The organism is Pseudonocardia sp. GCM10023141 (assembly GCF_042653605.1).
In genome coordinates this window covers 1-25,877 of the sequence record NZ_JBHSIR010000015.1, presented here as the reverse complement: position 1 = coordinate 25,877, position 25,877 = coordinate 1, and the positions used below count along the sequence as shown (strand labels likewise).

25 protein-coding genes are annotated in these 25,877 nt (G+C 72.5%); 10 read left to right on the top strand and 15 right to left on the bottom strand.

Annotated features, from left to right (window positions below):
* Window positions 1–6: 6 nt before the first annotated feature.
* Together mptB and ACFPFQ_RS08255 are read left to right on the top strand one after the other, a co-directional pair.
* Complete coding sequence (mptB, locus tag ACFPFQ_RS08260; protein ID WP_379616464.1) at window positions 7–1,716, top strand: polyprenol phosphomannose-dependent alpha 1,6 mannosyltransferase MptB; 1,710 nt, start codon at window positions 7–9, stop codon at window positions 1,714–1,716.
* On the top strand, window positions 1,694–2,668 hold the full coding sequence (locus ACFPFQ_RS08255) for a phytoene/squalene synthase family protein (protein ID WP_379616462.1): 975 nt from the start codon (window positions 1,694–1,696) through the stop codon (window positions 2,666–2,668). Before mptB ends, ACFPFQ_RS08255 begins: the two co-directional genes overlap by 23 nt.
* 31 nt (window positions 2,669–2,699) lie before the next feature.
* Here the strand turns inward: ACFPFQ_RS08255 and ACFPFQ_RS08250 are convergent, their stop codons facing one another.
* Window positions 2,700–3,095 (bottom strand): Rv2175c family DNA-binding protein, encoded by a 396-nt coding sequence (locus ACFPFQ_RS08250; protein ID WP_379616460.1) that lies wholly within the window; start codon window positions 3,093–3,095, stop codon window positions 2,700–2,702.
* Window positions 3,096–3,120: 25 nt separating this feature from the next.
* On the opposite strand from ACFPFQ_RS08250, the gene pknB reads away from it, so the two are divergent.
* Window positions 3,121–4,893, top strand: a complete 1,773-nt coding sequence (gene pknB / locus ACFPFQ_RS08245) for a Stk1 family PASTA domain-containing Ser/Thr kinase (RefSeq protein WP_379616459.1) — start codon at window positions 3,121–3,123, stop codon at window positions 4,891–4,893.
* Between the two features lie 107 nt (window positions 4,894–5,000).
* On the opposite strand, the gene ACFPFQ_RS08240 is transcribed toward pknB, so the two are convergent.
* Window positions 5,001–6,404 (bottom strand): class II 3-deoxy-7-phosphoheptulonate synthase, encoded by a 1,404-nt coding sequence (locus ACFPFQ_RS08240; RefSeq protein ID WP_379616527.1) that lies wholly within the window; start codon window positions 6,402–6,404, stop codon window positions 5,001–5,003.
* Window positions 6,405–6,422: 18 nt separating this feature from the next.
* The gene (locus ACFPFQ_RS08235; RefSeq protein WP_379616457.1) at window positions 6,423–6,911 is read right to left on the bottom strand and encodes a polyadenylate-specific 3'-exoribonuclease AS; all 489 of its coding nucleotides are present in this window, start codon (window positions 6,909–6,911) and stop codon (window positions 6,423–6,425) included.
* A gap of 232 nt (window positions 6,912–7,143) precedes the next feature.
* Here ACFPFQ_RS08235 and ACFPFQ_RS08230 point away from each other — a divergent pair, with 232 nt between their 5' ends.
* The 3 genes from ACFPFQ_RS08230 to ACFPFQ_RS08220 are packed head-to-tail and all read left to right on the top strand — an operon-like array spanning window position 7,144 to window position 10,170.
* Complete coding sequence (locus tag ACFPFQ_RS08230; RefSeq protein ID WP_379616455.1) at window positions 7,144–8,013, top strand: carbohydrate ABC transporter permease; 870 nt, start codon at window positions 7,144–7,146, stop codon at window positions 8,011–8,013.
* Window positions 8,010–8,837 (top strand): carbohydrate ABC transporter permease, encoded by an 828-nt coding sequence (locus ACFPFQ_RS08225; RefSeq protein WP_379616453.1) that lies wholly within the window; start codon window positions 8,010–8,012, stop codon window positions 8,835–8,837. Before ACFPFQ_RS08230 ends, ACFPFQ_RS08225 begins: the two co-directional genes overlap by 4 nt.
* A 13-nt stretch (window positions 8,838–8,850) precedes the next feature.
* A complete protein-coding gene (locus tag ACFPFQ_RS08220; RefSeq protein WP_379616451.1) occupies window positions 8,851–10,170 on the top strand; it encodes an ABC transporter substrate-binding protein in 1,320 nt (439 codons plus the stop codon).
* 44 nt (window positions 10,171–10,214) lie between these two features.
* Here the strand turns inward: ACFPFQ_RS08220 and ACFPFQ_RS08215 are convergent, their stop codons facing one another.
* A complete protein-coding gene (locus ACFPFQ_RS08215) occupies window positions 10,215–10,751 on the bottom strand; it encodes a hypothetical protein (RefSeq protein WP_379616449.1) in 537 nt (178 codons plus the stop codon).
* A 75-nt stretch (window positions 10,752–10,826) separates the two neighbouring features.
* Window positions 10,827–11,597: a lysophospholipid acyltransferase family protein gene (locus ACFPFQ_RS08210; RefSeq protein ID WP_379616447.1), complete on the bottom strand. Its 771-nt coding sequence runs from the start codon at window positions 11,595–11,597 to the stop codon at window positions 10,827–10,829.
* A 182-nt stretch (window positions 11,598–11,779) separates the two neighbouring features.
* Here ACFPFQ_RS08210 and ACFPFQ_RS08205 point away from each other — a divergent pair, with 182 nt between their 5' ends.
* Window positions 11,780–12,322 carry a hypothetical protein gene (locus ACFPFQ_RS08205; RefSeq protein ID WP_379616445.1) on the top strand — a complete coding sequence of 181 codons (543 nt, stop codon included), beginning with the start codon at window positions 11,780–11,782 and terminating at the stop codon, window positions 12,320–12,322.
* A gap of 113 nt (window positions 12,323–12,435) precedes the next feature.
* Here the strand turns inward: ACFPFQ_RS08205 and ACFPFQ_RS08200 are convergent, their stop codons facing one another.
* The 6 genes from ACFPFQ_RS08200 to ACFPFQ_RS08175 form a co-directional block, all read right to left on the bottom strand.
* The gene (locus ACFPFQ_RS08200; protein WP_379616443.1) at window positions 12,436–13,383 is read right to left on the bottom strand and encodes an ROK family glucokinase; all 948 of its coding nucleotides are present in this window, start codon (window positions 13,381–13,383) and stop codon (window positions 12,436–12,438) included.
* Between the two features lie 10 nt (window positions 13,384–13,393).
* Entirely contained in the window at window positions 13,394–13,771 is a 378-nt protein-coding gene (locus ACFPFQ_RS08195) for a hypothetical protein (protein ID WP_379616441.1), read from the bottom strand.
* Window positions 13,768–14,994, bottom strand: a complete 1,227-nt coding sequence (locus ACFPFQ_RS08190) for an ArsA family ATPase (RefSeq protein WP_379616439.1) — start codon at window positions 14,992–14,994, stop codon at window positions 13,768–13,770. Before ACFPFQ_RS08190 ends, ACFPFQ_RS08195 begins: the two co-directional genes overlap by 4 nt.
* 46 nt (window positions 14,995–15,040) lie before the next feature.
* On the bottom strand, window positions 15,041–15,481 hold the full coding sequence (locus tag ACFPFQ_RS08185; protein ID WP_379616437.1) for an SRPBCC family protein: 441 nt from the start codon (window positions 15,479–15,481) through the stop codon (window positions 15,041–15,043).
* A gap of 32 nt (window positions 15,482–15,513) precedes the next feature.
* Complete coding sequence (locus ACFPFQ_RS08180; protein WP_379616435.1) at window positions 15,514–16,302, bottom strand: metallophosphoesterase family protein; 789 nt, start codon at window positions 16,300–16,302, stop codon at window positions 15,514–15,516.
* Between the two features lie 100 nt (window positions 16,303–16,402).
* Window positions 16,403–16,819 carry a polyketide cyclase / dehydrase and lipid transport gene (locus ACFPFQ_RS08175; protein WP_379616433.1) on the bottom strand — a complete coding sequence of 139 codons (417 nt, stop codon included), beginning with the start codon at window positions 16,817–16,819 and terminating at the stop codon, window positions 16,403–16,405.
* Between the two features lie 108 nt (window positions 16,820–16,927).
* On the opposite strand from ACFPFQ_RS08175, the gene ACFPFQ_RS08170 reads away from it, so the two are divergent.
* Window positions 16,928–18,751 carry an AMP-dependent synthetase/ligase gene (locus tag ACFPFQ_RS08170; RefSeq protein WP_379616431.1) on the top strand — a complete coding sequence of 608 codons (1,824 nt, stop codon included), beginning with the start codon at window positions 16,928–16,930 and terminating at the stop codon, window positions 18,749–18,751.
* Window positions 18,752–18,770: 19 nt separating this feature from the next.
* Here the strand turns inward: ACFPFQ_RS08170 and ACFPFQ_RS08165 are convergent, their stop codons facing one another.
* From ACFPFQ_RS08165 to ACFPFQ_RS08150, 4 genes are all read right to left on the bottom strand, one after another.
* Complete coding sequence (locus ACFPFQ_RS08165; RefSeq protein WP_379616429.1) at window positions 18,771–19,898, bottom strand: glycosyltransferase family 4 protein; 1,128 nt, start codon at window positions 19,896–19,898, stop codon at window positions 18,771–18,773.
* A 123-nt stretch (window positions 19,899–20,021) separates the two neighbouring features.
* The gene (locus ACFPFQ_RS08160; RefSeq protein ID WP_379616428.1) at window positions 20,022–21,008 is read right to left on the bottom strand and encodes an NlpC/P60 family protein; all 987 of its coding nucleotides are present in this window, start codon (window positions 21,006–21,008) and stop codon (window positions 20,022–20,024) included.
* Between the two features lie 336 nt (window positions 21,009–21,344).
* Entirely contained in the window at window positions 21,345–21,623 is a 279-nt protein-coding gene (locus ACFPFQ_RS08155) for a hypothetical protein (protein WP_379616426.1), read from the bottom strand.
* 515 nt (window positions 21,624–22,138) lie between these two features.
* Complete coding sequence (locus ACFPFQ_RS08150; protein ID WP_379616424.1) at window positions 22,139–23,620, bottom strand: NYN domain-containing protein; 1,482 nt, start codon at window positions 23,618–23,620, stop codon at window positions 22,139–22,141.
* Between the two features lie 119 nt (window positions 23,621–23,739).
* Here ACFPFQ_RS08150 and ACFPFQ_RS08145 point away from each other — a divergent pair, with 119 nt between their 5' ends.
* Window positions 23,740–25,479: a DEDD exonuclease domain-containing protein gene (locus ACFPFQ_RS08145; protein ID WP_379616422.1), complete on the top strand. Its 1,740-nt coding sequence runs from the start codon at window positions 23,740–23,742 to the stop codon at window positions 25,477–25,479.
* Between the two features lie 49 nt (window positions 25,480–25,528).
* A complete protein-coding gene (locus ACFPFQ_RS08140; protein ID WP_379616420.1) occupies window positions 25,529–25,807 on the top strand; it encodes an Lrp/AsnC family transcriptional regulator in 279 nt (92 codons plus the stop codon).
* Window positions 25,808–25,877 lie beyond the last annotated feature (70 nt).

Sequence of the window (25,877 nt, the reverse complement as noted above, 5' to 3'; positions counted from 1 at the left end):
CGCGTCATGAGGCCCTCACCATCGGTCGACGGACCGGCCATCCCCGACCCGGCGACGCCCGCGCCTGAGAGCGCCGCGTCCCGGAACTGGCGCACCCGTCTCGGGCATCCGCCGCGCCGTCCCCTGCTGCTCGGGCTGCTCGCGTCGCTGATGATGCTCGTCGGATCGTTCGGTGCGGGCGGCGTGCTCGTGCGCGATCCACTGCTCACCAACTCCGCGCTCGGGTTCTGGCGCTACGGCCACGGCCACGACCTCGCACTGTTCCTGATCTACGGGGGCGTCGCGCTCATGGCGTGGGCGTGGATCCAGCTGGGCCGCAAGGTGCTGGCGGGCGAGGTCAACGGCCGCGCCGTGCTCACGATCGCGGCCGTGTGGCTCATCCCGATGCTGGTGTGCCCGCCGCTGTTCACCCGCGACATCTTCAGCTACCTCGCGCAGGGTGGGCTCCCGCTCGCCGGCTTCGACCCCTACGCCGTCGGTCCGGACGCGATGCCGGGCATCTTCACCGACAACGTCCACTACTTCTGGCAGAGCACGCCGGCGCCGTACGGCCCGCTGTTCATCCTCCTCGCCAAGGGCGTGGCCTTCGTCACCGGCAACAACATCATCCTCGGCGTCGTGCTGATGCGGCTCGCGCTGCTGCCGGGCCTGCTGCTGCTGGTGTGGGCCCTTCCGGAGCTGTCCCGCAGGCTCGGCGGCCGCACCCCGGTCGCGCTCTGGCTCGCCATCGCCAACCCGATGATGGTCATCCACATGGTCGGCGGCGGCCACAACGACCTGCTCGCGATCGGGCTGCTCGCCGTCGGCTGCATGTTCGCGCTGCGCTCGCGGTTCGTGATCGCGATCGCGCTCCTCACGCTCGCCATGGCGGTGAAGGCGAGCGTCGCGATCGCGCTGCCGTTCATCGTGCTGATGTGGGCAGCGCAGCTGAGCGGCTCGCTTCCGAAGCGCATCCTCAAGGCCGCCGCGGCGGGCATCGGCGTGTTCGTGGTGGTCTTCGCGGCCTGCACGCTCGCCGCCGGGGTGAACCTGGGCTGGCTCCCCGCGCTCAGCGCCCCCGCGATGATCGTCAACTGGATGTCGATCCCCACCGGTATCGGCGAGCTCCTGCACGCGATCGTCAGCATCTTCGTCACGGTCGACAAGACGTGGTTCGTCGTCGTCACGCGCATCCTCGGCGGGATCGTGCTCATCGTGGGCATCGCGCGGCTGTGGTGGGCATCGCGCGACGGCGGCCCCGACGCCATCCGCCGGGCCGGCATCGTCCTGCTCGCGGTGGCGGTGCTCTCCCCCGCCACGCTGCCCTGGTACCTCAGCTGGGGCATGGCGCTGCTCGCCGCGGTGGCCTGGACGCCGCGGGCGCTGCAGTACGCCGTGTTCGTCTCGTTGATGCTGGTGATCGTCTACCAGTCCAACGGTGAGGACGCTCTCTACAACCTGCCCTACCTGCTCTCGTGCGGGCTGATCGCGGCGCTCGCGGCCGTCTCGCTGGTGCGTCCGGATCCGCTGCGGCTCGCTGCCGGAGCCCGTTCGAAGGTCCACGTCGCCCCGGCGCCACCACCGCCACCTGTCGAGGTCGCGCAGACCGACGTCCCAGCCGCCGACGTCCCAGCCGCCGACATCCCAGCCACCGGGCTCCCAGCCGCCGGGATCACGGCCGCCGGCGTGCCACCAACCGGCCCTGCGACTGCCGGTGCCGAGCAGCGCACGGGCTGAGCTCGACGCCGCCGGGATCACCGCCCCGGCGCTGCGAGCCGCGTACTCCCGGTGCCGTCAGCTCAACGCCCGCTACGGCCGCACCTACTTCCTCGCCACCCGCCTGCTCCCGCTGCGGCGCCGCCCGGCCGTCCATGCGCTCTACGGCTTCGCCCGCTATGCCGACGACATCGTCGACGACCTCGGTGACGCGGCCTTCCCCGCTCGCCGGGCAGCTCGCCTGGACGCGCTGACGGCTGATCTGGAACGCGCGCTGAGCGGCGGGCCCGCTGCGCACCCCGTACTGGCGGCCGTCACCGACACGGCACAGCGCTACGGCATCGACCACCGGCACTTCACCGACTTCATGGCGTCGATGCGGATGGACACCCACGTCACCGGCTACGCCTCCCTCGACGAGCTGGGCGTCTACATGCACGGTTCGGCCGCGGTGATCGGGCTGCAGATGCTGCCGGTGCTGGGCACCACCGTGCCCCGCGCCGAGGCCGAGGGTCCCGCCGCGGCGCTGGGCGTGGCGTTCCAGCTCACCAACTTCCTGCGCGACGTCGGCGAGGATCTCGACCGCGGGCGCGTCTACCTGCCCGCGGACGAGCTGGCGGCGTTCGGCGTCGACCGGGAGCTGCTGCTGTGGTGTCGCCGCACCCACCGCAGCGACGCCAGGGTGCGCCGCGCGCTGGCCTACCTGGTGGCGCACACGCGGGCGGTCTACCGCCGGGCCGAACCGGGCGTCGGCATGCTGGAACCGGTCTCGCGGGCGTGCGTCGCCTGCGCCTTCGGCCTCTACCGCAGCATCCTCGACGAGATCGAGGCGGCCAACTACCCGGTGTTGCACCGCCGTGTGACGGTGCCGCTGCCGCGACGCGCCGCCGAGGCGGCGGGCGCGGTGGCACGCGGCGGCCGAATCCGATCAGCGCAAGCGGGCGTTGCGCCGTCCGGGAGAAGCGTCACGTGACGATTCACCCGAATGCGCCGGGTGCTGACGGTCAGAAGGCCATCGCCTGAGCACGACGCTTCACCTCGCGGTGGCGTCCCTCCTTGAGCGACCCCACCGGGGTGCCGGGCAGCGAGTCGTCCTCGGCGAAGAGCCAGCGCAGGATCTCGTGGTCGGTGTAGCCGCCGTCGCGCATCACGGTGATCGTGCCCGGCAGGCCCTTGACCACGGTGTCCCCGTCGATGAAGTCGGCGGGAACCACCCATTCGCCGTCCTTGCGGAAGGACAGGAGCTGCCCGTCACGCACCAGCTGGTGCACGCGGGACACCGGAATATCGAACTGCTCGGCCACCGCGGCAACGGGCAGGATCGCCACGTCCTCGGACAGGAGGGACACGTCATTCACAGGCGAATACGATGCCACAGGTGCGGGTGTGCCGGGCAGCATCCGGTCGGGCGGTACCGTCGTCGGCGTGAACGCCCCGACCGCCGCAGGCGCGCTGCTCGACGCGCGCTACCGGGTGGGGAGTGTCATCGCTCGCGGTGGCATGTCCACCGTGTACCGCGGCATCGACACGCGACTCGACCGGCCCGTCGCCATCAAGATCATGGAATCGCGGATGGCGGGCGACCCGGCTTTCCGCACGCGGTTCGAACGGGAGGCGCGCTCGGCCGCCCGGATCGACCACCCCGCGGTCGTCGACGTCTACGACCAGGGTGACGATCGGGGCCCCGACGGTCCGGTGCTCTTCCTCGTCATGGAGCTGGTGGAGGGTGGCACGCTGCGCGACGTCCTGCGCGAGCGCGGCCCGCTGGGCGTGCCCGCGGCTCTGGCCGTGATGGAGCCGGTGCTGGCCGGGCTCGCCGAGGCCCACCGGTTCGGGCTGGTGCACCGCGACATCAAGCCGGAGAACGTGCTGATCAGCGACCGCCGCGAGGTCAAGGTCGCCGACTTCGGCCTCGTCACCGCGGCCGCGCAGGCCGGCCACAGCCACGCCGGCATGATCATGGGGACGGTCGCGTACCTGTCGCCGGAGCAGGTGGCCACCGGGGCCGCCGACGCCCGCAGCGACGTCTACGCCGCCGGGGTGCTGCTCTACGAGCTGCTCACCGGCGCGCCTCCCTACACCGGCGACTCGGCCATCTCGGTGGCCTACCAGCACGTCAACTCCGAGGTGCCGGCGCCGTCGCTCATCGCGGGTGACGTGCCTCCCGAGCTCGACGACCTGGTGCTGCGCGCCACCCGGCGCGACCCGGCCGCGCGCCCGGCCGATGCTGCGGCGATGCTGGCCGAGCTGCGGCGCATCGCCACGCTGCTCGCCGTGCCCCGGGTTCCCGCACCCGCACCGCCGCACCGCGTCCCCGTCGAGCAGGACACGGTGCCCCACCGCGCACCGGCGGTGGTCCCTGCCGGGCCGGCACCGACCGTCCCGGCGTTCGGCGCGGCCGCCGGCCCCGGTGGTACCCGTGCCATGCCACGGCCCACCGACGCGCTGGAGGACCCCACCGCCATCGTGGCCGAGGGCCCGCCGTCCCACCTGCAGGCGCGCAGGCGCAGCCGCCGCGTGTTCGCGCTGTGGATCGCCGTGATCCTGATGATCGGCCTGGCCGTCGGCGTCAGCGCCTGGTGGTTCGGCTCCGGCCGGTGGACGGCCATGCCGCCGCTCGTGGGCGTCGAACGCACAGCGGCCGAGCGGATGCTCGCCGAGGCCGACCTCGTCGCGAAGATCACCACCCACTACGACGAGGGCGTTGCGGCGGGGTTGGTGTCGGCCACCGACCCGGCCCCGCAGGCCCGCCTGCTGCGGGGCAGCTCCGTGGCGCTCACCGTGTCCACCGGGCGTCCCCAGGTGCCGGCGATCGCGCCCGGCACCACCGTGGGGGCCGCAGAGCAGGCGCTGCGCGACGCCGGGCTGGCGGCCGATCAGGACACCGACGACGAGTACAGCGACACCGTCACGTCCGGCGCCGTGGTGCGCACCGATCCCGCAGCTGGCACGAAGCTGGCCCCCGGGACGGCCGTGACGCTGGTGCAGAGCAAGGGCGCCAAGCCGAAGCAGGTGGAGGTGCCGCCGGTGATCGGCCAGTCGTTCGACGACGCCAAGAAGACGCTCGAGGACCTCGGGCTCGTCGTCAAGCAGCACAGCACGTTCCCGTTCTTCAACCTGGGCCGCGTCACCGACCAGAGCCCGAACCCCGGCAAGCAGGTGGCGCCGGGCTCCACGGTCACCCTCGACACCTTCTGACGGGGAGTAACCGCAGCACCCGTCGAGAACGACGTTGCCATGATCAAAAGGGCCTGTTGATCATGACAACGTCGTTCTCGACGGGGTGGCGTGACCGAGGGTGACGCTCAGCCGCGCAGCATCTCCGCCACGAGGAACGCCAGCTCCAGGGACTGCTGCGTGTTGAGGCGGGGGTCGCACGCCGTCTCGTAGCGGCCCGACAGATCGGCGTCGGAGATCTCCTGCGCACCGCCGAGGCATTCGGTGACGTCCTCGCCGGTGACCTCGACGTGGATGCCGCCCGGGTGGGTGCCCAGCGCGCCGTGCACCTCGAAGAAGCCCTGGACCTCGTCGACGATGCGGTCGAAGTGGCGCGTCTTGTAGCCGCTGATGGACTCGACGGTGTTGCCGTGCATCGGGTCGCACTGCCAGATGACCTTGTGGCCCGATGCCTCGACCTTCTCCACGATCGCCGGGAGCGTGTCGCGCACCTTGCCGTTGCCCATCCGGCTGACCAGGGTGAGCCGGCCCGGCTTGTTGTGGGGGTCGAGCCGCTCGACGTACTCGACGGCGAGCTCGGGCGACGTGGTGGGACCGATCTTGAGGCCGATCGGGTTGGACAGCAGCTCGGCGAAGGCGATGTGCGCGCCGTCGAGCTGACGGGTGCGCTCCCCGATCCACAGGAAGTGGGCCGAGAGGTCGTAGAGCCGGGGCTGCGCGGGATCGCGGACGTCGAGGCGCAGCAGCGCGCGCTCGTAGTCGAGCAGCAGCGCCTCGTGGGAGGCGTAGAACTCGACGCTGTGCAGGCTGTGGTCGTCGACGCCGCACGCCTCCATGAACCGCAGGGCGCGCTCGATCTCGTTGGCGATGGCCTCGAACCGGGCGCCCGCGGGCGAGTTGCGCACGAAGTCCTTGTTCCAGTCGTGCACCATCGTCAGATCGGCCATGCCGGTGGCGGTGAGCGCGCGCACGAGGTTCATGGCAGCACTCGCGTTGGCGTAGGCCCGCACCATCCGCGACGGATCCGGGATGCGCGCGACCGGGTCGGCCACCAGCGAGTTGACGATGTCGCCGCGGTAGGACGGCAGGCCCAGCGCGTCGGTGCCCGAGCTGCGCGGCTTCGCGTACTGGCCGGCGATGCGCCCGACCTTCACCACCGGCAGCGAGGCGCCGTAGGTGAGCACGATGGCCATCTGCAGCAGCGTGCGGATGGTGGCCCGCAGGTGGGGCTCGGTGTTGTCGACGAACGTCTCGGCGCAGTCGCCACCCTGCAGCAGGAACGCCTCACCGTTGGCGACGGCCGCTAGCCGCTCGGACAGGCGGTCGATCTCGGGCGGCAGCGTGACCGGCGGGACGCTCTCGAGCACCGTGCGGACGTGGCTGACGTGCTCGGCGTCGGGCCAGTCCGGCTGCTGCGCCGCGGGCCGCGTCAGCGCATGGTCGAGGCGCGACCGCAGTTCGGCAGGCAGTGGTGGCAGCTCGGGCAGCACTTCGACCGGGGCGTCGACCGTCCAGTTCACACCGCTGAGGATATGCCGTGGCCCCACCGGTCAGCGCGCGGCCACCGCCGCGTCGATGGCGTCCCAGCGCAGCCGGTTGAGCCGCGCGTCGGCGAGAGCGTCGTGGGCGTCGGCCGTGGGCGGGGGCAGCGTCGGGCGGCCGGCGTCCTCCCAGCGCTGGCGCAGCTCGCGGGTGAAGCGCGGCAGCGGCCGTGGCAGCGCCGGCATCGCGCCCCAGAGCTGGCACAACGCGACGTGGTCGTACGCCGCGATCCAGGCCCACAGCTCGACGTCGCCGGGTGCGGAGGTGAGGAACTCCAGCAGGTCGGCACGCAGCTGCTCGCGCGAGCGCCAGGCCTTGTCGGCGGGCGAGGGCAGCTTGGGCAGCACGTTGGCACGCACCCAGGCACCGGCCCTTGACGGATCGAACTCGGTGGACACCGCGTAGAACTCGCGGCCGTCCTCGCCGACGACTCCGATGGACACCAGGTCGATCGTGGTGCCGTCCTCGATGAACTCGCAGTCGTAGAAGAACCGCATAACCGTCCCGTTCGCCCTGAAATCATCACGATCATCACGCTCGACCGCAGCGCGGCCCGGCACTGAGCGTAGGTGCTGCGCCGGGGCGAGCGGCGGGCAGCGTCATCACCGGACTGGTTGCGCGTGCACCGACCGGTCGGCCAGCGCTTGACAGCGTCCCGAGACGATCTTAGCGTCCCGGCAGCGTCGGTCCGTCGACGCCGTCGGCGAGCAGGCGTGGGGGCGGCCCTCGATGAGACCCCGCGAGACGCGGATCGCGTACCTCCTGCTCGCGCCGAGCCTGTTCGGTGTTGCGGTGTTCCTCGTGCTGCCGGTACTGGTCGTGATCTGGCTGGCCCTGCAACGCTGGGACCTCATCAGCCCACCCTCGTTCGTCGGGCTCGCCAACGTCACCGACGTGGCCACCGACGGCCGGTTCGCCCGCTCCCTGCTGATCACCGCGATCTTCGTCGCCATCGTCATCCCCGCACAGACCCTGCTCGGCCTCGGCGCCGCACTCCTGCTCAACCGCGGCCTGCGCGGCTCCTCGCTGTTCCGCGTCCTCTACGTGCTGCCCTGGATCTGCGCCCCGCTCGTGCTCGGCGTGGTGTGGCGCTGGATCCTCGCCCCCACCGACGGCGCCCTCAACGCACTGCTCGGCACCCGCATCGAGTGGCTCGCCGACCCCGCCCTCGCCCTGCCGTCGGTCGCCGCGGTCACGGTGTGGACCCAGGTCGGCTACGTCGCCCTGTTCTTCGTCGCCGGGCTGCGCGCGATCCCCCCGACCGTGCTGGAGGCCGCGATGCTCGACGGCGCCGGACCCTGGCAGACCTTCCGCCGCATCACCCTGCCCCTGCTGCGCCCCACGATGTTCTTCGTACTGGTCACCGGGATCATCTCCAGCTTCCAGGTGTTCGACTCCGTCTACGCCCTCACCCCCCGCGGCGGCCCCCAAGGCGTCACCGACGTCGTCGCCGGGCGCATCTACTACGAGGCCTTCGAACAACGCGCCATCGGCCAGGCCGCCGTCATGGCCGTGGTCCTGTTCCTGCTGCTCGTCATCGTCACCCTCGCCCAGCAGCGGTGGTTCGCCCACCGCACGACCTACGACCTCTCGACATGACACGCCGCCTGACCGGACACATCGCGACCTACCTGGTACTGATCGCCGGCGCCCTGCTGACCTTGGCGCCGTTCGTGCTCAGCCTCATGACCGCAGTCAAAACACCCGGCCAGTTCGCCACCGAACCCACCCTGACCTGGCCCAACCCGTTCACCGGCGACAACTTCGCCCGCCTCTTCGGCGCCGAGTACGACTTCGTCACCCCGATCGTCGTCACCGCCCAAGTGGTCGCCGTGATCCTGATCGGGCAGCTCACCTTCTCCGTGTTCGCCGCCTACGCCTTCGCCCGGCTCCGCTTCCCCGGCCGCGACACCCTGTTCTGGGTCTACCTCGCCACCCTCATGGTCCCCCAAGCAGTCACGATCATCCCGCTCTACGCGATGATGGCCGACGTCGGACTCCGCAACACCTTCTGGGCACTCGTACTACCCCAGGTCTTCGGCTCCCCCTACGCGATCTTCCTGCTCCGCGAGTACTTCCGCGGCATCCCCGGCGACCTCCTCGACGCCGCGAAACTCGACGGCTGCGGCACCCTGCGCATCCTGCGCCACGTCGTCATCCCCGTCAGCCGCCCCATCCTCGCCACCCTGACGATCATCACCGTGGTCACGCACTGGAACAACTTCCTGTGGCCACTCGTGATCACCGCCGGCAAGCAGTGGCAGACCCTCACCGTCGCCACCGCAGCACTCCAATCGCAGTACAACGGCAACTGGACCATCGTGATGGCCGCGACGACCGTCGCGATCCTGCCGCTGCTGGTGCTGTTCCTGATCTTCCAACGCCATGTCATCAGGTCGATCACCATCACCGGGTTCCGGTGAGGAGAGGGTTCCCATGAAGTTCCGGTACCTCGCAGCGGCAGCCGCAGCCGCGATCGTCCTCGCCGGGTGCTCGCCCGCGGCCCCGAGCGGGAACGCGCCCAGCGCCGCAGGCGTCACCACCGTGACGTTCCGCCTCTGGGACACGCAGGTGGCAGCGGCGTACGCCAAGTCGTTCGCGGAGTTCAGCAAGCAGCACCCCGACATCAAGGTGCAGCTCAACACCGTCGCGTTCAGCGACTACTTCACCAAGCTCCCCCTCGACGTCTCCAGCGGCACCGCCGATGACATCTACTGGCTCAGCTCCCAGTACTTCGGCGGGCTCGCCGACAGCAAGAAGCTCATCGACGTCGGCAAGGAACTCGCCCCCGAGGTCCCCGCCTGGGTCCCCGCGGCCGTGCAGCAGTACACCCGCGGCGGCGCCCTGTGGGGCGTCCCCGCGCTGACCGACGGCCGGATCGTCGTCTACTACAACAAGGACATGGTCACCGCCGCCGGCGTCGACCCGAGCAAGCTGACCTGGAACCCCACCGACCCCGCCGCCGACACGTTCCTGCCCGCCGCGCAGAAGCTCACCAAGGACGCCACCGGCAAGACCGCTGATCAGCCCGGGTTCAACCCCGGCGCCGTCACCCAGTACGGGTTCAACGCCGCCCGCGACCTGCAGGCGATCTACTACAACTTCGTCGGCTCCAACGGCGGCACGTTCCAGGCCCCCGACAACACCTTCGACTTCGCCTCGCCCCAAGGCGTGCAGGCGTTCTCCTACCTGGCGGACCTGATCAACAAGTACCACGTGGCACCGTCGGCGGCCGACACGAACACCAACGGCGACTTCAGCCGCGACCAGTTCCTGCAGGGCAAGATGGCGCTGTTCCAGTCGGGCACCTACAACCTCAAGAACATCTCCGACGCCGCGAAGTTCGGCTGGGGCATCGCACCCCTGCTCAACGGCCCCAAGGGCCGCGTCAGCGTCGTGAACAGCGTGATCGCCGCGGGCAACGCCGACAGCCCCCGCCACGACGCGATCATCCAGGTCCTCAAGTGGCTCGGCTCCGAACAGGGCGCCTCGTTCGTGGGCGCCGAGGGCGCGGCTCTGCCCGCCGTCACCGCAGCGCAGAAGGGCTACTTCGACTTCTGGTCCGGCAAGGGCGTCGACACCCAGTACTTTGGCGCCGCCGGAGGCACCGACACGATCCCGGCACCGGCCGGCCCGAAGTTCGGGGCCGCGTCCACCGCGTTCGAACCCACCCTCAACGAGATCTTCGCCGGCCGCACCCCCGCCGCCACCGGGTTGCAGCAGGCGCAGGACCAGGGCAACGCGGCACTGAAGTAGCTGCTCGGTGAACGTCAGGAGGGCGTCCTTCCTGACGTCGAGTGTCAGGGAGCGGTCGGGTTCGTTCCGGTCTGCGCCGCCGCCGCGTCGGTGCACGGCTGGACCCGGCACGTCTCGGCGGGGTTGGGCGCCGGCCCGAAGAGCGGCGACCGGACCTTCGTGGCGCTCGCCGCCGCTGCCGCGCTCGTCGGCAGCGCCGACGTCGGGGTCGGCGGCAGCGTCGGCGTCGTGACCGGCGCCACCACCGGGGCGGGAGCCACGGGAGGCGGTGCCGCCTTCCGCGGGACCGGGATCAGGGCCGCCTCCGGCACGGGGACGTGCGGCGGTGCGGTCGTGGACGTCACGTCGCTGACGAGTGACGTGGCCGGGCTGACCGCCGGGGCCGCGTCCAGCACGGGCTGGGCCGCGGTGGGTGCGCGCAGCGATCCGGCCCACGCCGTGGTCGCGGCGATCACCACGATCGCCACCACGGCGAACCCGGCCCATGGCAGCCACTTGCGCCACAGCGGGGGTGGTGGTGCCGGTTCGACTCGGGGGAGGAAGGTCGTGGGGAGGTCAGGGAAGTGGTTGGGGGGAGCCACACTTCGACATCGACGGCGCACCCTCAGGCATTACACGCTGCAACAATTCCGCGGGCGGCGGTCGCCACAGCGCGATCAATGGTGTTTCGTGCCGTCCAACCGGGTGGCGACATGCGTGACAGTCGCGCCGTTGCGTGAGCTCGCGGCATCATCCGTGGCTGCCGCTGCCTTCGCCGCCCGCTCCTTCACCGACGCCGCGTACTGGTCGACGTAGGTCTGGCCGGACAGCTCCATCAACGCGTACATGATCTCGTCGGTCATGGAGCGCTCGATGAACCGGTCGCCCGCCATCCCCGCGTAGCGGGAGAAGTCGAGCGGCTCCCCGATCCGGATGTGGACCTTGCGCGGGCGCCACATCCGCGATCCGATCGGGTTGACGCGATCGGTGCCGACCATCGCCACCGGCACCACCGGGACGCCGGCGTCGAGCGTCATCCGCGCGATGCCGGTCTTGCCCTTGTACAGCCGCCCGTCGGGGGACCGGGTGCCCTCGGGATAGATGCCCAGCAGCTTGTCCTCGCGCAGCAGCCGCACGGCCGTGTCCATGGCCGCCTGCGCCGCGGAGCCCACGGAACGGTCCAACGGCACCTGGCCGACGCCGGTGAAGAACATCCGCTTGAGCGCCCCGACGAGGCCCGGCTGCGTGAAGTACTCGCTCTTGGCCAGGAACGTGACGCGGCGCGGCACCATCAGCGGCAGCACGAAGGAGTCGACGACGGCGAGATGGTTGCTGGCCAAGATCGCGCCACCGCGCTCCGGCACGTGCTCGAGGCCGGTGACCGCCGGGCGCAGGAACAGGCGGATCAGCGGGCCGAGTAGCACGAACTTCGACCACCAGTACAGCACCTGGGCGGGCCCCCTCCAGTTCGACGGCGTCAGCCTACGGACGGGCGCAACGCGACGACAACGGGCACGTGGCAATGCGCTCACAGCATCGGTGTCCCGCCTGCTGCCCCCGAGGGCTCCGGCGTGTCAGGATGGGAGCGTGGCACGCCCGCCGGTCGGGGGGCGGACGCGAAGGAGGCCCAGTGAACCGCGAACCGGATGCCGAGGGCGGTTCCGACATCGGCGACGGCCCGCCGCCCGATGAGTTCGACGCCATCGTCGCGGCCTGGAAGCTCGAGGGCAGCGTCCCCGCGTGGCCGGCCGACGGCATCCCGCCGTCACTGTTCGACGCCGAGGCCGAGCAGGCCGCGCCGCCCCGTGAGGGCAGCAGCACTCCCGATGCCGTGCCGGACAGCAGGCCGGACAGCGCACCCGCGGCCGCCGCCCCCGAACCGGCGGTGGCCCCGCTGGCGAAGCCCGCCCCGGTGGAGGACGAGCACTTCGTCCCGCCGGAGCCGCCACCGCTGCCTCGCCTCGGCCCGCCCGCGTTCGTCGGGATCGGGCTACTGGTGCTGGGCCTCGTCCTGATCATCTCGCCCGGCTGGGTGGGTGTGGCGCCGATCTACGGCCTCCCGCTGGGCCTGCTCGGGCTGGCCGCCGGCCTGGGCTGGCTGGTGCTGCGGCTGTGGCCCGACTCCCCCGAGTCGATCGAGCCCGACGAGGACGACGACGGCGCCGTCCTCTGACCACCCTGCGTCACCCGCCCCCGTCGAGAACGACGTTACGATGATCAAAAGGCCCTGTTGATCATGACAATGTCGTTCTCGACGGGGTGGGGGTGACAGAGGGTGCGCAACGCTCAGCGCAGCAGGTCCTCGCGGGCCAGCTGGGCGGCACCGACGACGGCGGCGGCCTCGCCGAGCTGGGCGGTGCGGATGCGGGCCAGCGGTCGACGTCCCGCTCCCGTGACCACGCTGGCGTAGTGCTCGCGGGCGTCGTCGAGGAACAGCGGCGCCGACTCCGACACCCCACCGCCGATGACGACGAGCTCCGGGTCGAACACGTCGGCCACCAGCGCGAGCCCCTCCCCCAGCCAGCGGGCCAGCTCGGCGACGGCGGCGCTGGCGATCGGATCGCCCTGGCCGGCAGCTGCGGCTACCCGCTGGCCGGTGACGCGCCCCGGGTCACCCGCGGCGAGCCGGCGCAGCGTCGGGGACAGGCCGGGGTCACGCCCGAGCAGCTCGACGGCCGTGGCGGCCAGTGCGGTGCCGCTGCAGTAGCGCTCCCAGCAGCCGCGCTTGCCGCAGGGGCACGGGCGCCCGTCCGGCACGACCCGCAGGTGGCCCAGCTCCGGGGCGACGCCGAACGCGCCGCGGTAGAGCTCCCCGTCGACCAGCAGCGCCGAGCCGATGCCGGTGCCCATCGCGATGAACACCACGGTGCCCGGCCCGGACGCCGCACCGAAGTGCCGCTCGGCCAGCGCGGCGGCGTTGGCGTCGTGCTCGAGGACGACGGGCAACCCGATCCGCTCCGCGATCCGGTCGGCCACGGGGGCGTCGCGCCACGACAGGTGCGGCGCGAAGCGCACGCCGCGCCGATCCGGGGTGATGAACCCGGCCAGCGCCAGCCCCACCGCGCCGATGGCGTGGCGTCCCGCGAGCTCACGCACGACGCGCGCGACCGCGGCCTCGAGCGCGGCATCGCTGCGCGGCGTCGGCGTGCGCGCGGTGTCGATGACCACGCCTTCCTTGTCGACGACGCCGGCGCGGACGCTGGTTCCGCCGACGTCGACGCCCACGGTCAGCATGAGGGCCCGTTCACCGGTCTCTCCCCGGTCGGTCGATGTGGATGTGCTGCACGACCCGGCCGTTGGTGGCCGGATGTGCGGCCTCCGGCGGCGCGGGTTGCCGGCCGGCGGCAACGGGGTCACCCTCGTCCAGTGCCGCCCGCAGCACCGTGAGCAGCCCCGACAGCTGCTCGGCCAGGCGTACTGCCAGCTCGGAGCGCTCGCCGCGCAGCGTGGCGAGCACCGCGCAGACCGGACAGACCGCGCACGTGCTCGGTGTGCTCGTGGGATCCGCCGGCTCCGCGGTGATCTTCTCGAGCACGGGTGTCAGCCGGTCGAGTGTCGCGGCGGCGAGGCCGCGCAGGTCAGCGGTGATCCCGGGATGGCTCTCGCAGGTGGGCTCGGTCATCGGCTCCACAGCCTCGGGTCCGGGGTGAAGACGACGCACAAGTCGTCGTCGACGAGGCGCGCCGCGGTGACGGTGCAGCGGCGCAGCACCGACGGCAGCGCCACCATGCGACGGACCGGGCCCACCCCGATGGCCAGGTCGTCGCCGACGCGGGCGAGGTCGAGCGGGCCGTCCGCGACCCCGGGCAGGCGCAGGACCAGCTCGAACTCCGAGTCGACCGACGTGCCCGTACCCGCCGTGCGGCGCACGGTGATCAGGGGCGGCGTCGCGATCCCGGGCGGGACCGGGTCGGCATCGCCGTAGAGCGACAGCGCGATCTCCATCAGTGCGTCGACGCCGGTGGGCTCCGCCGCGGCGTAGTCGGCGGTGTGCAGCGCCACCTCGCCCATGCCCGACAGCTCGGCGAGCACGCTCTGCTGCTCGGTGTGGCGCTCGCGCAGCCAGCGGGCGGCGGGCCCGCGCAGCGACGGCGGCGGCCCCGGCATGACGCGGTTGGCGACGATCCCGTCGACGCGCAGCCCGTGCAGGGCGAGCGCGGTGAGCGTGCGGCGGGTCTCGGCGGCGACCACGCGTTCGGGCGTGAGCACGAGCCGGACGGAGGTGCGGGTGTGGTCGGCCAGCATCGCGCGCAGCCCGGTGAGCTGCTCGGCGAGCCCGTCGAGGGCATCGATGGTGGCATCCCACGACGCCTCGGCACCCTTACCGACGCCCGACAGCCCGGCCAGCAGCCCGCGCACGGCGCGCCGGTGTGCCGGGAACAACCGCTCCAGGTAGCCCGAGATCGCCTCGGGCAGTCCCAGCAGCCGCAGCGTCTCGGCGGTGGGGCCGCAGTCGACCACCACGACCTCCCACGGGCCGCTCTCCGCGGCGCGGCGGACCTCGCCCAGCGCCAGCAGGTCCTCGACGCCGGGCAGGACGGTCAGCTCGTCGGCGACCAGCTCGTCGACGCCGGCACCGGCCAGCACCGTGCGCAGGTGGCCTTGCAGCTTGCCCCACGAGTCGTCGAGCAGTGCGCGCGTGTCGATGTGCGCGGCGTAGAGGCCCGGCTCCAGCTCGACGGGCTCACCGCCGAGCTCGGCCTCCAGCGCGTCGCCGAGGGAGTGTGCGGGGTCGGTGGACACCACGAGCGCCTTGCGGCCGCTGCGGGCGAGCGCGGTCGCGGTGGCCGCGGCCAGCGTCGTCTTACCGACGCCACCCTTGCCGGTGAACAGGACGACACGCACGGTTCGGGAGGGTAGTCGGGTCGGTGTCGGCGGGCTCGGTGCGGTCTCAGCCGAGTCGCTCGACATGGCGCTTGAGACCCTTCAACGCCGTATCGATGATCACCTTCTCCGCCTTGCGGCGCAGCATGCCGATCATCGGGATGTTGAGGTCGACGCTCAGCGCGTACGTGACGACGGTGGCGTCCGGGCCGCCCGCCAGCGTGTACGACCCGTCCTGCGCCTTCTGGATCTGGCCCTTGATCAGCGTCCACGACACCGCCCGGCCGTCGGCGGCCCAGCGGTAGTCGAGCGTGTAGGAGTCCTTGATCGGACCGGCGTCCATGGTGAACCGCACGCGCTCGGCCCGGCCGTCGTCGAGGGTCTGCAGGATCTCCACCGTCTTGACCTGCTCGGCCCACTCCGGATAGGCGGCGAAGTCGGCGATCACCGCCATCACCCGCTCCGGAGGGGCGGCGATGGTGATCGAGGAGGACGTCGCGTCGGCCATGGCGGCAGGCTACCCAGTTCTCCCGTCGACGCTCACCAGCGCAGCACGTACGGCGTGCCGGTCTGCCGGAAGTGCCCCACGTTGACGCATTCGGTGCGCCCGACCCGCACCCGCTGTGCGAGCGGCTGGTGGACGTGCCCGAACAGCGCGGCGCGCGGCCGGTCGCGGTGGATGACGTCGAGCAGCGCGGGGGCGGGCGACTCCGTGCGCCGCGACACCACGTCGTAGGCCAGTTCCGGCACGGCGGGTGGCGCGTGGCTGCACAGGACGTCGACCGTGCCGAGCGCGTGCACCGCGGCGGTGTACTCCTGCGCCTGGCGCAGGTACGGCTTCCACGGGCTCCCGGTGCGGGGTTCGACGCCGGGCGGCAGCGGGATGCCGCCGACGAACCCGAACCGCAGCCCACCGATCGTGACGACGGTGCCCTCGGCCAGCGTGACGCCGTTGCCGGTGAACTCCGGCCACAGTTCCGGCAGGTCCACGTTGCCCGCGATCGCGAACGTGGGGTCCGGCAGCACGGCGAAGAGCTGCTTGTACTGGTCGCGGACGGCCTCGGCGACGACGGCGGCCGGATCGTCGAACCGGGACCAGGCGTCACGGGCGAACGCCATCAGCTCTCCCGGGCGTCCACCCCTGCGCAACTGCCCGAAGCGCGCGCTCACCGTGGGGCCGAGCACCTGGCCGATGATGCCGCGGGCCGGATCGCCGTAGTCGACGAAGTCCACGAGATCCCCGAGCACGACCAGCGCGTCGGCGCCGTCGGCGGCCCGGGCCAGCGCTTCCACGTTGCCGTGCACGTCGGAGACGAAGTGCACGCGCATGTCCGTCACGCTACCGCCGGGGGTGGTGGGCGGGGAGCCGAACGACCGGCGAGGTGGCATTCCAGCGGGGTGACATTACTGACGTCGGACCTCAGCGATGTCACCCCGCTGGACGGTCAGCAGCGGCTGCCGGCGGCTCCCCCGGCGCCCGGCCCGCCTCCAGCCGCGCCTTGCACGCCAGCGCGATGGCCTTGGCCGCACGCTGGCGCCTGCGGGCCTCCGCGGCGCCGCGGCGCACCGGGGCGGGCGCGGGGAGGCCGCCGGCGCCCGCCGGGTCGGCGCGCAGGAAGTAGTGCAGGACCGTGCCGTCGAGCACCGGTTCGAGCCAGATCTCCATGCTGCCGACGAGCGCACCCTGCACGGTCCACCGCACACCCTGGACCCCTCGGTCGGTGACGACCTCGAGCCGCAGGTCCGGCCACAGCTGCGGCCAGCGTCCCGGCTGCTGGAACTCCGCGGCCACCACCTCGGGTGCGACCGCGAGGAAGGTCTCGTCCACCACGTCGACAGAGGGCATGGCAGCCAGCCTGCCGGACGGGACAAAACCGGCATCGGTCGGACCTGCCCGAAAGGGCTACCAGAGGGTAAGTTAGCGCGAACAGCAGCGTTGCAGGAGGTCAGGACCGTGCGCGAATTCAGTGTGCCCGCCACCACCAAGGTCGGTGCGGAGGGCAACCTCGTCTCGGCGGTGTACGAGGCCGCCCAGTCCCGGGGCTCCACGGTCGCGTACCGCAGGCGGGGCACGGACAAGGTCTGGCGCGACGTCACGTGCGGCGAGTTCGCCGATGACGTCACGACCGCGGCCAGGGGCCTCATCGCCGCCGGTGTCGCCGCCGGTGACCGGGTGGCGCTGCTGTCGCGCACCCGCTACGAGTGGACGCAGCTCGACTACGCGATCCTGGCCGTCGGCGCCGTCACCGTGCCGATCTACGAGACGTCCTCGGCCGAGCAGATCGGCTGGATCCTCTCGGATTCCGGGGCCGTCGGCATCATCGTCGAGACGGCCAAGCACGCGGCGCTCGTCGAGGGCGTCCGCAGCGGCGCGCCCGATCTGCGCGAGGTCTGGCAGATCGAACCGGGTGGCGACTCCCCCGGCGCCGTCGCCGGGCTGCGGGCGCTGGGGGCCGACACCCCCGCCGAGGCCGTCACCGAGCGGCGCACCGCGCTGCGCGCCACCGACCTCGCCACGCTGATCTACACCTCGGGCACCACCGGCAGGCCCAAGGGCTGCGAGCTGACCCACGGCAACGTGCAGTCCGAGGTGGAGGCCGTCACCCAGGTGCTGCCCACGCTGCTGTCCGAGAGCGGCTCGGTGCTCCTGTTCCTGCCGCTGGCCCACGTGTTCGGCAAGGTCATCCAGTGCGGGTCCACGTACACGCACTCGATCATCGGCCACACGTCCGACGTCTCCGACCTGCTCGGTGACCTGCAGGCCTTCAAGCCGACCTTCCTGCTCGCGGTGCCGCGCGTGTTCGAGAAGGTCTACAACTCCGCCCGCCAGAAGGCCCACGACGAGGGCAAGGGCAAGATCTTCGACGCTGCCGCCGACACCGCCATCGCGTGGAGCCGCGCGAAGGACACCGGCGGCGCCGGCATCGCGCTGCGGCTCAAGCACGCCGTGTTCGACAAGCTCGTCTACAGCAAGCTCCGCGCCGCCGTCGGCGGCCGGGTGCAGGGCGCGGTGTCGGGCAGCGCGCCGCTCGGCGAGCGCCTCGGCCACTTCTTCCGGGGCGTCGGCCTGCCGATCCTCGAGGGCTACGGCCTCACCGAGACGGCCGCGGGCATCACCGTCAACACGCTCACGGCGCAGCGCATCGGCAGCGTCGGCCGCCCCGTTCCCGGCCACTCCGTACGCATCGCCGACGACGGGGAGATCCTGCTCAAGGGCCCGATCGTGTTCCGGGGCTACTGGAAGAACGAGAAGGCCACGCAGGAGGCTCTCGAGGACGGCTGGTTCCACAGCGGCGACATCGGCGAGCTCGACGACGCGGGCTACCTCACGATCACCGGCCGCAAGAAGGAACTGATCGTCACCGCCGGTGGCAAGAACGTGGCCCCCGCGGTGCTCGAGGACCGGCTCCGGGCCCACCCGCTGGTCAGCCAATGCATGGTCGTGGGCGACAACAAGCCGTTCATCGGGGCGCTCATCACGGTCGACCCCGAGGCGCTGCCCCGCTGGCTCGAGCAGCACGGCAAGCCGGCCGACACACCCGTCGCCGCCCTGGTCGACGACGCGGAGCTGCGCGCCGACGTCCAGGGCGCGGTCGACGAGGCCAACCTCGCCGTGTCGCGTGCCGAACAGATCCGTGAGTTCCGGATCCTGCCGGTCGACTTCACCGAGGAGGGCGGGGAGATGACCCCCACCCTGAAGGTCAAGCGCGCCGTGGTGGGCAGCCGCTTCGCCGACAGCATCGCCGACATCTACGCGGGCACGAAGCAGCACGCGTAGCGCGCCCGGCCGCGCCGCCTCAGCCCGCCAGCAGCGGGCGCAGGCGCGCGAGCACCGCGTCCCAGCTCCAGTCCTGCTGCATCCGCACCCGGCCGGCCGCGCCCATCGCGGCGGCCCGGTCCGGGTCGGCGAGCAGGCCCGCCAGCGCCGTCACCAGTGCCGGCCCGTCGCAGCCGCCCACGACGTGCCCGGTGCGGCCCGCCAGCACCGTTTCCGGCGCCCCGCCCGAGTCCCCGGCCACCACGGGCAGCCCGGCGGCCGCCGCCTCCAGCAGCACGATCCCGAGGCCTTCCACATCGAGGCCGCGACCGCGGGTGCGGCACGGCAGCGCGAACACGTCACCGACCGCGTGGTGGGCGGGGAGCTCGGCCTCCGGAACGGGCCCGGTGAACGTGACGGCGTCGCCGACACCGAGCTGCGCGGCGAGCCGGAGCAGCCCCGGACCGGCCGGGCCGTCACCGACGACGAGCAGGTGGGTCCCCGGCACCCGCGACCGCACCTGCGGCAGCGCCCGGATCAGGCTGTCCTGCCCCTTGCGGGCGACGAGTCGGGAGACGCACGTGATCAGCGGGGCCGCGCCGATCCGGTAGCGCCGCCGCAGCTCCGCGCGCGCCGCGCCGTCGGGACGGAACACCGCGGTGTCGATCCCGGAGGGCAGCAGCTCCAGTGCTGCGGCCGGCCCGAAGGCCGCAGCGACGCGCCCGCGGGTGTAGCGCGAGATCGTGGTGACGACGTCGCTGTCGCGTCCGATCCGGCGCAGCGCCTGCCGCGCGGCCGGCAGCATCGACCAGCCCACCTCGTGCCCGTGCGTGCTGGCCACCACGCGCTCGATGCCGGTCCGGCGGCGCAGCGTGGGCCCGAGGAGCGCCAGCGGTGCCGCGGCACCGAACCAGACGGTGGTGGCACTGTGCTCGCGGGCCAGTGCCGCGGCCGTACGGGCGACGCCCGGCTCCGGCAGCATCAGCGATCCCCGGTGGCGGTGCACCGGGAACGGTTGCGCCGCATCGAACTGCGCGGCTCCGGGCCATTCCGGCGCGTAGACGACGACCTCGCCGGCAGGCAGCCGGGACACCATGGCGTGCAGGTAGTTCTGGATGCCGCCGGTACGGGGCGGGAAGTCGTTGGTCACCAGCAACGTGCGCGCCACGCCGCGACGCTAGCGCGTCGCCTCCGACGCCTGCCGGGGACCTGAGTTCGGGTGGCGGCCGGCCGTCGGAACGGCCGGCCGCCACCCGTACCACTGGGGAGCGGACGAGGTCTGCCGGTGGCGCTACAGGCGACGGGCAGCGACGAAGGCGCTCCGCGAAACCGGTTGGATCTTCACGACGTCGCCGGTCTGCGGCGCGTCCAGGAAGTTGCCGTTGCCGGAGTAGATGCCGACGTGGCCGATCGGGGTGTAGTAGAAGACCAGGTCACCGACCTGGAGGTTGTCGAACGACACCGGCTGACCGACGGTGGCCTGGTCGGCCGCCATCCGGGGCAGGGTGACACCCGCCTTCTTGAAGGCCCACACGGTCAGGCCGGAGCAGTCGAAGCTGTTGGGTCCGTTGCCACCCCATGCGTAGGGCTTGCCGAGCTCCTCGCGCGCGAAGTTCAGCGCGGCGACCCCGACACCGGTACCGGCGAACGGCCCCGGGTCGTTCGAGCTGCCGGACCCGTTGCGGTCGCGGCGCTGCTGCGGGGTGAGCCGGTCGAGCAGCTTCTCGGCCTGGTCGATGCGGATCTCGGCGTCGCGCTTGCGGTCGGAGAGGTCCTTCTCGGCCTTCGCGGCCTCGTCCTCGGCCGCCTTGGCCCTGGCCGCGGCGGCGTCGGCGTCGGCCTGCGCCCGCTTGGTGGTGTCGACGATCGCGAGCAGTTTCTCGAGCGCGTCCTTGTACTCGGCGGAGATCTGCTCGAGCGCGGACATCTGGTCGAGGAAGTCCTGCGGGGAGCCGCTGGCGAGCAGGGCGTTGAACTGGTCGAGGTTGCCGCTCTCGTACGTGGACATCGCGACCGCGTCGGTCTGCTGGCGGTAGGCCTCCTCGTCGGCCTTCGCCTTGTCGGCCGCAGCGCGGGCGGGCCCGATGGCCGCGTCGAGCGTGGCGGCCTCGGCCTGGCGCGCGTCGAGCGTGTCCTTCGCGCCGTGCCACTGCTCGGTGAGCTGCTCGGCCTCGCGCTGGACCTGGTCGAGCTGGGTCTTCGCGTCGGCCGCGTTGCTCGGCGGAGTGGGCGGGGACGACGGCTGCGCGCTCGCCGGAGCTACTCCCAGGACTGTCACCAGGAGTGCGACGAGTACCGCGGCACCTCGAGGTGCCACCCGCCGGAGCTGCCGACGGGATCCAGATGGGGTACGCCGAGGCGACACCACGCGGACGGTTCTCCCTTCTCCACCCGTTGACTCCTCGTTCGGCGCAATGCAACACGCCGAACGGACGAGTCTTCGGTGACCTTGCGTCGCCATTGCTGGTCGAATGGCTGACCGCCCACAAGGTCCCGCGGAGATTACGGAGACCAGCTGGGTGCGTCCAACTCCACCCCCTCCCGGCGCGCCGCCGTTCTCGGTGACTCTGAGAGAGCGGCGAACTCTCTCAGGACGTTTCACAACAGCGTTATGTCACCCTGCGTCACGGACCCCCTCCGGCGAGTCGGCATGATCGGTCGCTCGGCGCGGCGGAAGGGCCACCAGCCGCAATCTGGGCACCAGCCCTTGCGCAGCGAGCACATCGAGGGCGTGTCGCTCCGGTGCGTCGAGCTGCACTTTGGACGCGCCGGACGGCGCGTGCGTGCCACCGTTTGCGGCCGCCGCGGGAGCCGGAGCCCCCAGCAGCACCCCGATCACGCAGTCGCCACAGGCGATGTCGCGGACCTGGCAGCGTTCACAGTCGATGATCATTTCTGCTCCTCGGTACGGCCGTTGACGTCCGGCACGAGTGACGCTAGGAGTGCGCACCGACAGTTCCGGACAGAGCCGGGGATGGCGTCACCCGTTGCGGGTACCTCTCACCGTGTTGCAGCGCGATCGTGGCCAGCCTGCGGCGTGGCCTTCCTGCAACGCGAGAGCCCGCCGCGCCGGGCGAGTGATCAACGCCCACAGGTTCCGGTTCGATCATGAGCCAGTACGCGCTCGACCACCGGCACGAAGACCGCACCCACGGCCCACGCCGGGCCCTGCCGTGCGCCTCGGCGAGCATGATCCGCGGGGTTGTGGTGCCCTCCTGTTGATCTGCCGGCCCGGTGAGGGCGCCGTAGAGCGGGGCACGCCCCCCATCCGCAACCGACGTCCCGGTTCTCATCCTTCATGGCGGCAGCAGGCCATGACGGACTTTCCTGCAACACGAGAGCCCGGCGCGCGCCGCTCGAGTGAGGGATGCCGTCACCCGACCGGGCGGAGCAGCAGGCCGGGGGACGTCAGCCGCGGACGAGCCGCCCGATCAGCAACGACGAGGGCACGGAGTAGGCCCCCCGCTTGCGCACCGACGCCACCACGGCGCGGTCGGAGGTGGCCACCACCACCGGACGGCCCTGCGGTTCCGACGCCACGAGCGTGCGGATCACGTCGTCGGCGAGCACGCCGGGATCGCTGAACAGCACCCGCACTCCCCGGGAGCCGCGTGGCGGCGCCGTGACCACCCCGGCCCCGTCGAAGACGACGGTGATCTCCACGGCCGTACGGGCGGCCAGCGCCGCGAGCTGCCCCACGAGTCGGGTGCGCTGATCCGCCAGCGGCAGCTCCGGATAGCCGGTCTTGCTGACGTTGTAGCCGTCGACGATCACGTGCAGCGTCGGGACCGACAGCAACGCGTCGAGCGCGGCGGGCCCGTCGATGGCCGCGCCGCTGCGCGCGGCCTGCGCACCGGCGATGAGATCGGCCGGGCGGGGTCCGCCGCCGCCGAGCGCCAGCTCGCGGCGCAGTCCGGCAACCGCCCCACCGAGCGTGTCGACGAGCAGCGACAACCGCACCTCGTCGGCCTGACGGGCCTCCCGGGCGGCCTGGCGGGCCGCGGTGACCTCGGCGGTGGCGCGGGCGGCCCGGCGGCGCTCGTTCTCGGCACGCTGGCGTTCGCGGTCGCGCTCGGCGACGGCCGCGGCGATGGCGGCGGCCGTCTCGGTGCGCACCTGCTCGGTCAGCGCATCGGCGGCCTCGCGGGCGTCCAGCGCCGCACGCAACCGCGAACCCTGCTCCGACACCCGCCTGCGCAGCTGCTGGTACTCGGCGTCCCGCGCGGATCCGGCGGTGCGGGCCTGCGCGCGCGCCTCGGTGAGCTCGCCCCGCATCCGTTCGAGCTCGAGAGTGAGCTTGTCGACGCGTGACATCGCGGCATCCAGCTCGGCCCGCAGCTCACCGGTCTCACCACGCCGGGACGCGGCCTCCACGGCAGCGGCCGCGGCGACGTCATCGAGGAGGATGGCGGCGGCCGCGGCGGTGAGCGGGTCGTCGGCGGCGGTGGACAGCTCCCCTGCGCGGTTCTCCTCCCACCACGCGACGACACCGGCCCGGAACGCCGACGACGCCTCGAGCTCCGCGGTGAGCGCCCGGCCACCGAGCTTGGCCCGCTTGGCCGGGGTGAAGCGCGCGAAGCGCCGCAGCGCCATCGGGACCTCTGCTGCGGGCAGGGCGCCGACGGCGGCCGAGGCGACCTCAGCGAGGCGGGAGAGCACCGGATCGGGCAGCCGTTCCCAGTTCACACCGGCCCGCGCGCCATCCTCCGCGCCGTCCTCATGGTCGCCCTCGGACTCATCGCCCCCGAACTGGACGTCTCCCCCGAACTGGACGTCTTCCCCGAACTGGACGTCGCCCCTGAACTGGACGTCCGCGGACCCGCCGGGCCCGTCGGGGCTCGGCGCGGTGGCCCCCCGGTCGGGCGGCGAGCCGTCGGGCTTCGCGAACATCGCTCCAGGTTATCCGCGTTCCGCCCCTCGTACCGGCCCGATACCGTCGCGACGCGCGAAACGAGATCCACGTCCCTGCGCCGAAGGGTTGTCGGTGGGCGTCGCTAGCGTCCCCGCCCGTGCCCGCTCCCCCGCTCCCCGCACCTGTTCCGGTCGCCGCCCAGCTCTCGTTCGACGAGCTCGGCACGCCGTTGCGCGAGGTCACGTTCGTGGTGCTGGACCTGGAGACCACCGGTGGCGCCGCACGCACCGACTCGATCACCGAGATCGGTGCGGTCAAGGTGCGCGGCGGCGAGCAGATCGGCGAGCTCGGCACCTTCGTCGATCCGGGTGTCGGCATTCCTCCCAACGTGGTGGCTCTCACGGGCATCACCACCGCGATGATCCAGGGCGCGCCGCGGATCGAGGCGGTGCTGCCGATGCTGCTGGAGTTCCTCGGCGGCACGGTGTTCGTGGCGCACAACGCGCCCTTCGACTCCGGCTTCCTCAAGGCGGCCTGCGAGCGGCACGGGCACCGCTGGCCCCGGCCCCCGGTCCTGTGCACCGCACGGCTCGCCCGGGCCGTGCTCAGCCGCGAGGAGGCTCCCAGCGTGCGGCTGGGCGCGCTCGCGCAGCTCTTCGGCACCGCCACCACGCCCAACCACCGGGCGCTGTCGGACGCGCGCGCCACGGTCGAGGTGCTGCACCGGTTGCTGGAACGCGTCGGCAACCTCGGTGTGCAGAGCCTCGAGGAGCTGCTCGGGCTGGCCAGGGAGTCGGCGCCGCACCGTCCCACCCAGCGCCAGCGCCAGCAGCGCGTGCTCGCCGACAAGGTGCCCTCGGCGCCCGGTGTCTACCTGTTCCGGGGTCCGCGCGACGAGGTGCTCTACGTCGGCACGAGCGGTGATCTGCGACGCCGCGTGCGCAGCTACTTCACCGCCGGTGAGCGGCGCAGGCGGGTGCGCGACATGGTGGCGCTCGCCGAGCGCGTCGACACGGTCGTCTGCGCGCACGCGCTGGAGGCGTCGGTGCGGGAGCTGCGGCTGATCGCGGCCCACCAACCGCGCTACAACCGCAGGTCGCGCAAGCCGGGCAACCTGTGGTGGGTCACGCCCACGGCGGAGGCCTTCCCGCGGCTGTCGGTGGTCGCCACGGCCCGCGCGGGCGCGCTGGGCCCGTTCCGGTCGCGGCAGGCGGCCACCGCCGCCGTCGAGACCGTCCTGCACGCCGTCGCGCTGCGGCCGTGCACGCAGCGGATCCCGGCCAGCGGGGCGGCCGCCACCCCGTGCGCGCTGCACGAGCTGGGCAGCTGCGCCGCGCCGTGCGCCGGCCTGCAGACCCCCGAGGAGTACGCCCCGGCCGTCGAGGCGATGGCCCGACTGGTGGCGGGCAGCGACGACCACCCGCTGCGCAGCCTGGCCGCCGTCGTCGACGACCTGGCAGCCCGGCAGCGCTTCGAGGCCGCCGCCCGCGATCGTGATCGCCTCGCCGGGCTCATCGGCGCGCTCGACCGCGGCCAGCGGCTCTCGGCGCTCGCCGCGCTGCCCGAGCTCGTCGGGGCCCGACCCGACGGTCGCGGTGGCTGGGAGGTGGCCGTCGTCCGGTTCGGCCGCCTCGCCGCGGCCGGGGTCGCGCGCCGCGGCGTCTCCCCGATGCCCGTGATCGACGCGCTGCGCCTCGGGGCGCAGACGGTCCTGCCCGCCGACGGCCCGCTGCGCGGCGCCCCGGCCGAGGAGGTGCAGCTGGTGCACCGCTGGCTCGCCACCGGAGGCACCCGGCTGGTCCACACCGAGCCGCCGTGGGCCGAACCCGCCCGCGGTGCCGGGTCATGGCGTGCGTGGGCCGAACGGGCACGTCCCGTCGCTCCGGAGCGCGACTGACGTGCACTAGTGTCGCCAGCGCATGCCGACCGACCCCGAGGGAGCCGTTGTGATCACCGCGATCGTCCTGGTGCACACCGCAGCCGACCGCATTCCCGAGACGGCGCAAGCCATCGCCGACCTCGACGGCGTCACCGAGGTCTACTCGTGCGCGGGCGACGTCGACCTGATCGCCGTGGTGAAGGTCACCGAGCACGACCAGCTCGCCGACGTCATCGCCGGCGGGCTGAGCAAGGTCGAGGGCGTGCTGCGCACCGACACCCACATCGCCTTCCGCTCCTACTCGCGGGCGGACACGGAGTCGAGCTTCTCCGCGGGTCTCGACTAGCTGTACTGACCGGACAGGTTGGTCAAGCGGGTGATGGGTGGCTTCCTGCCGGTCGCACTGTGGGGCCGGT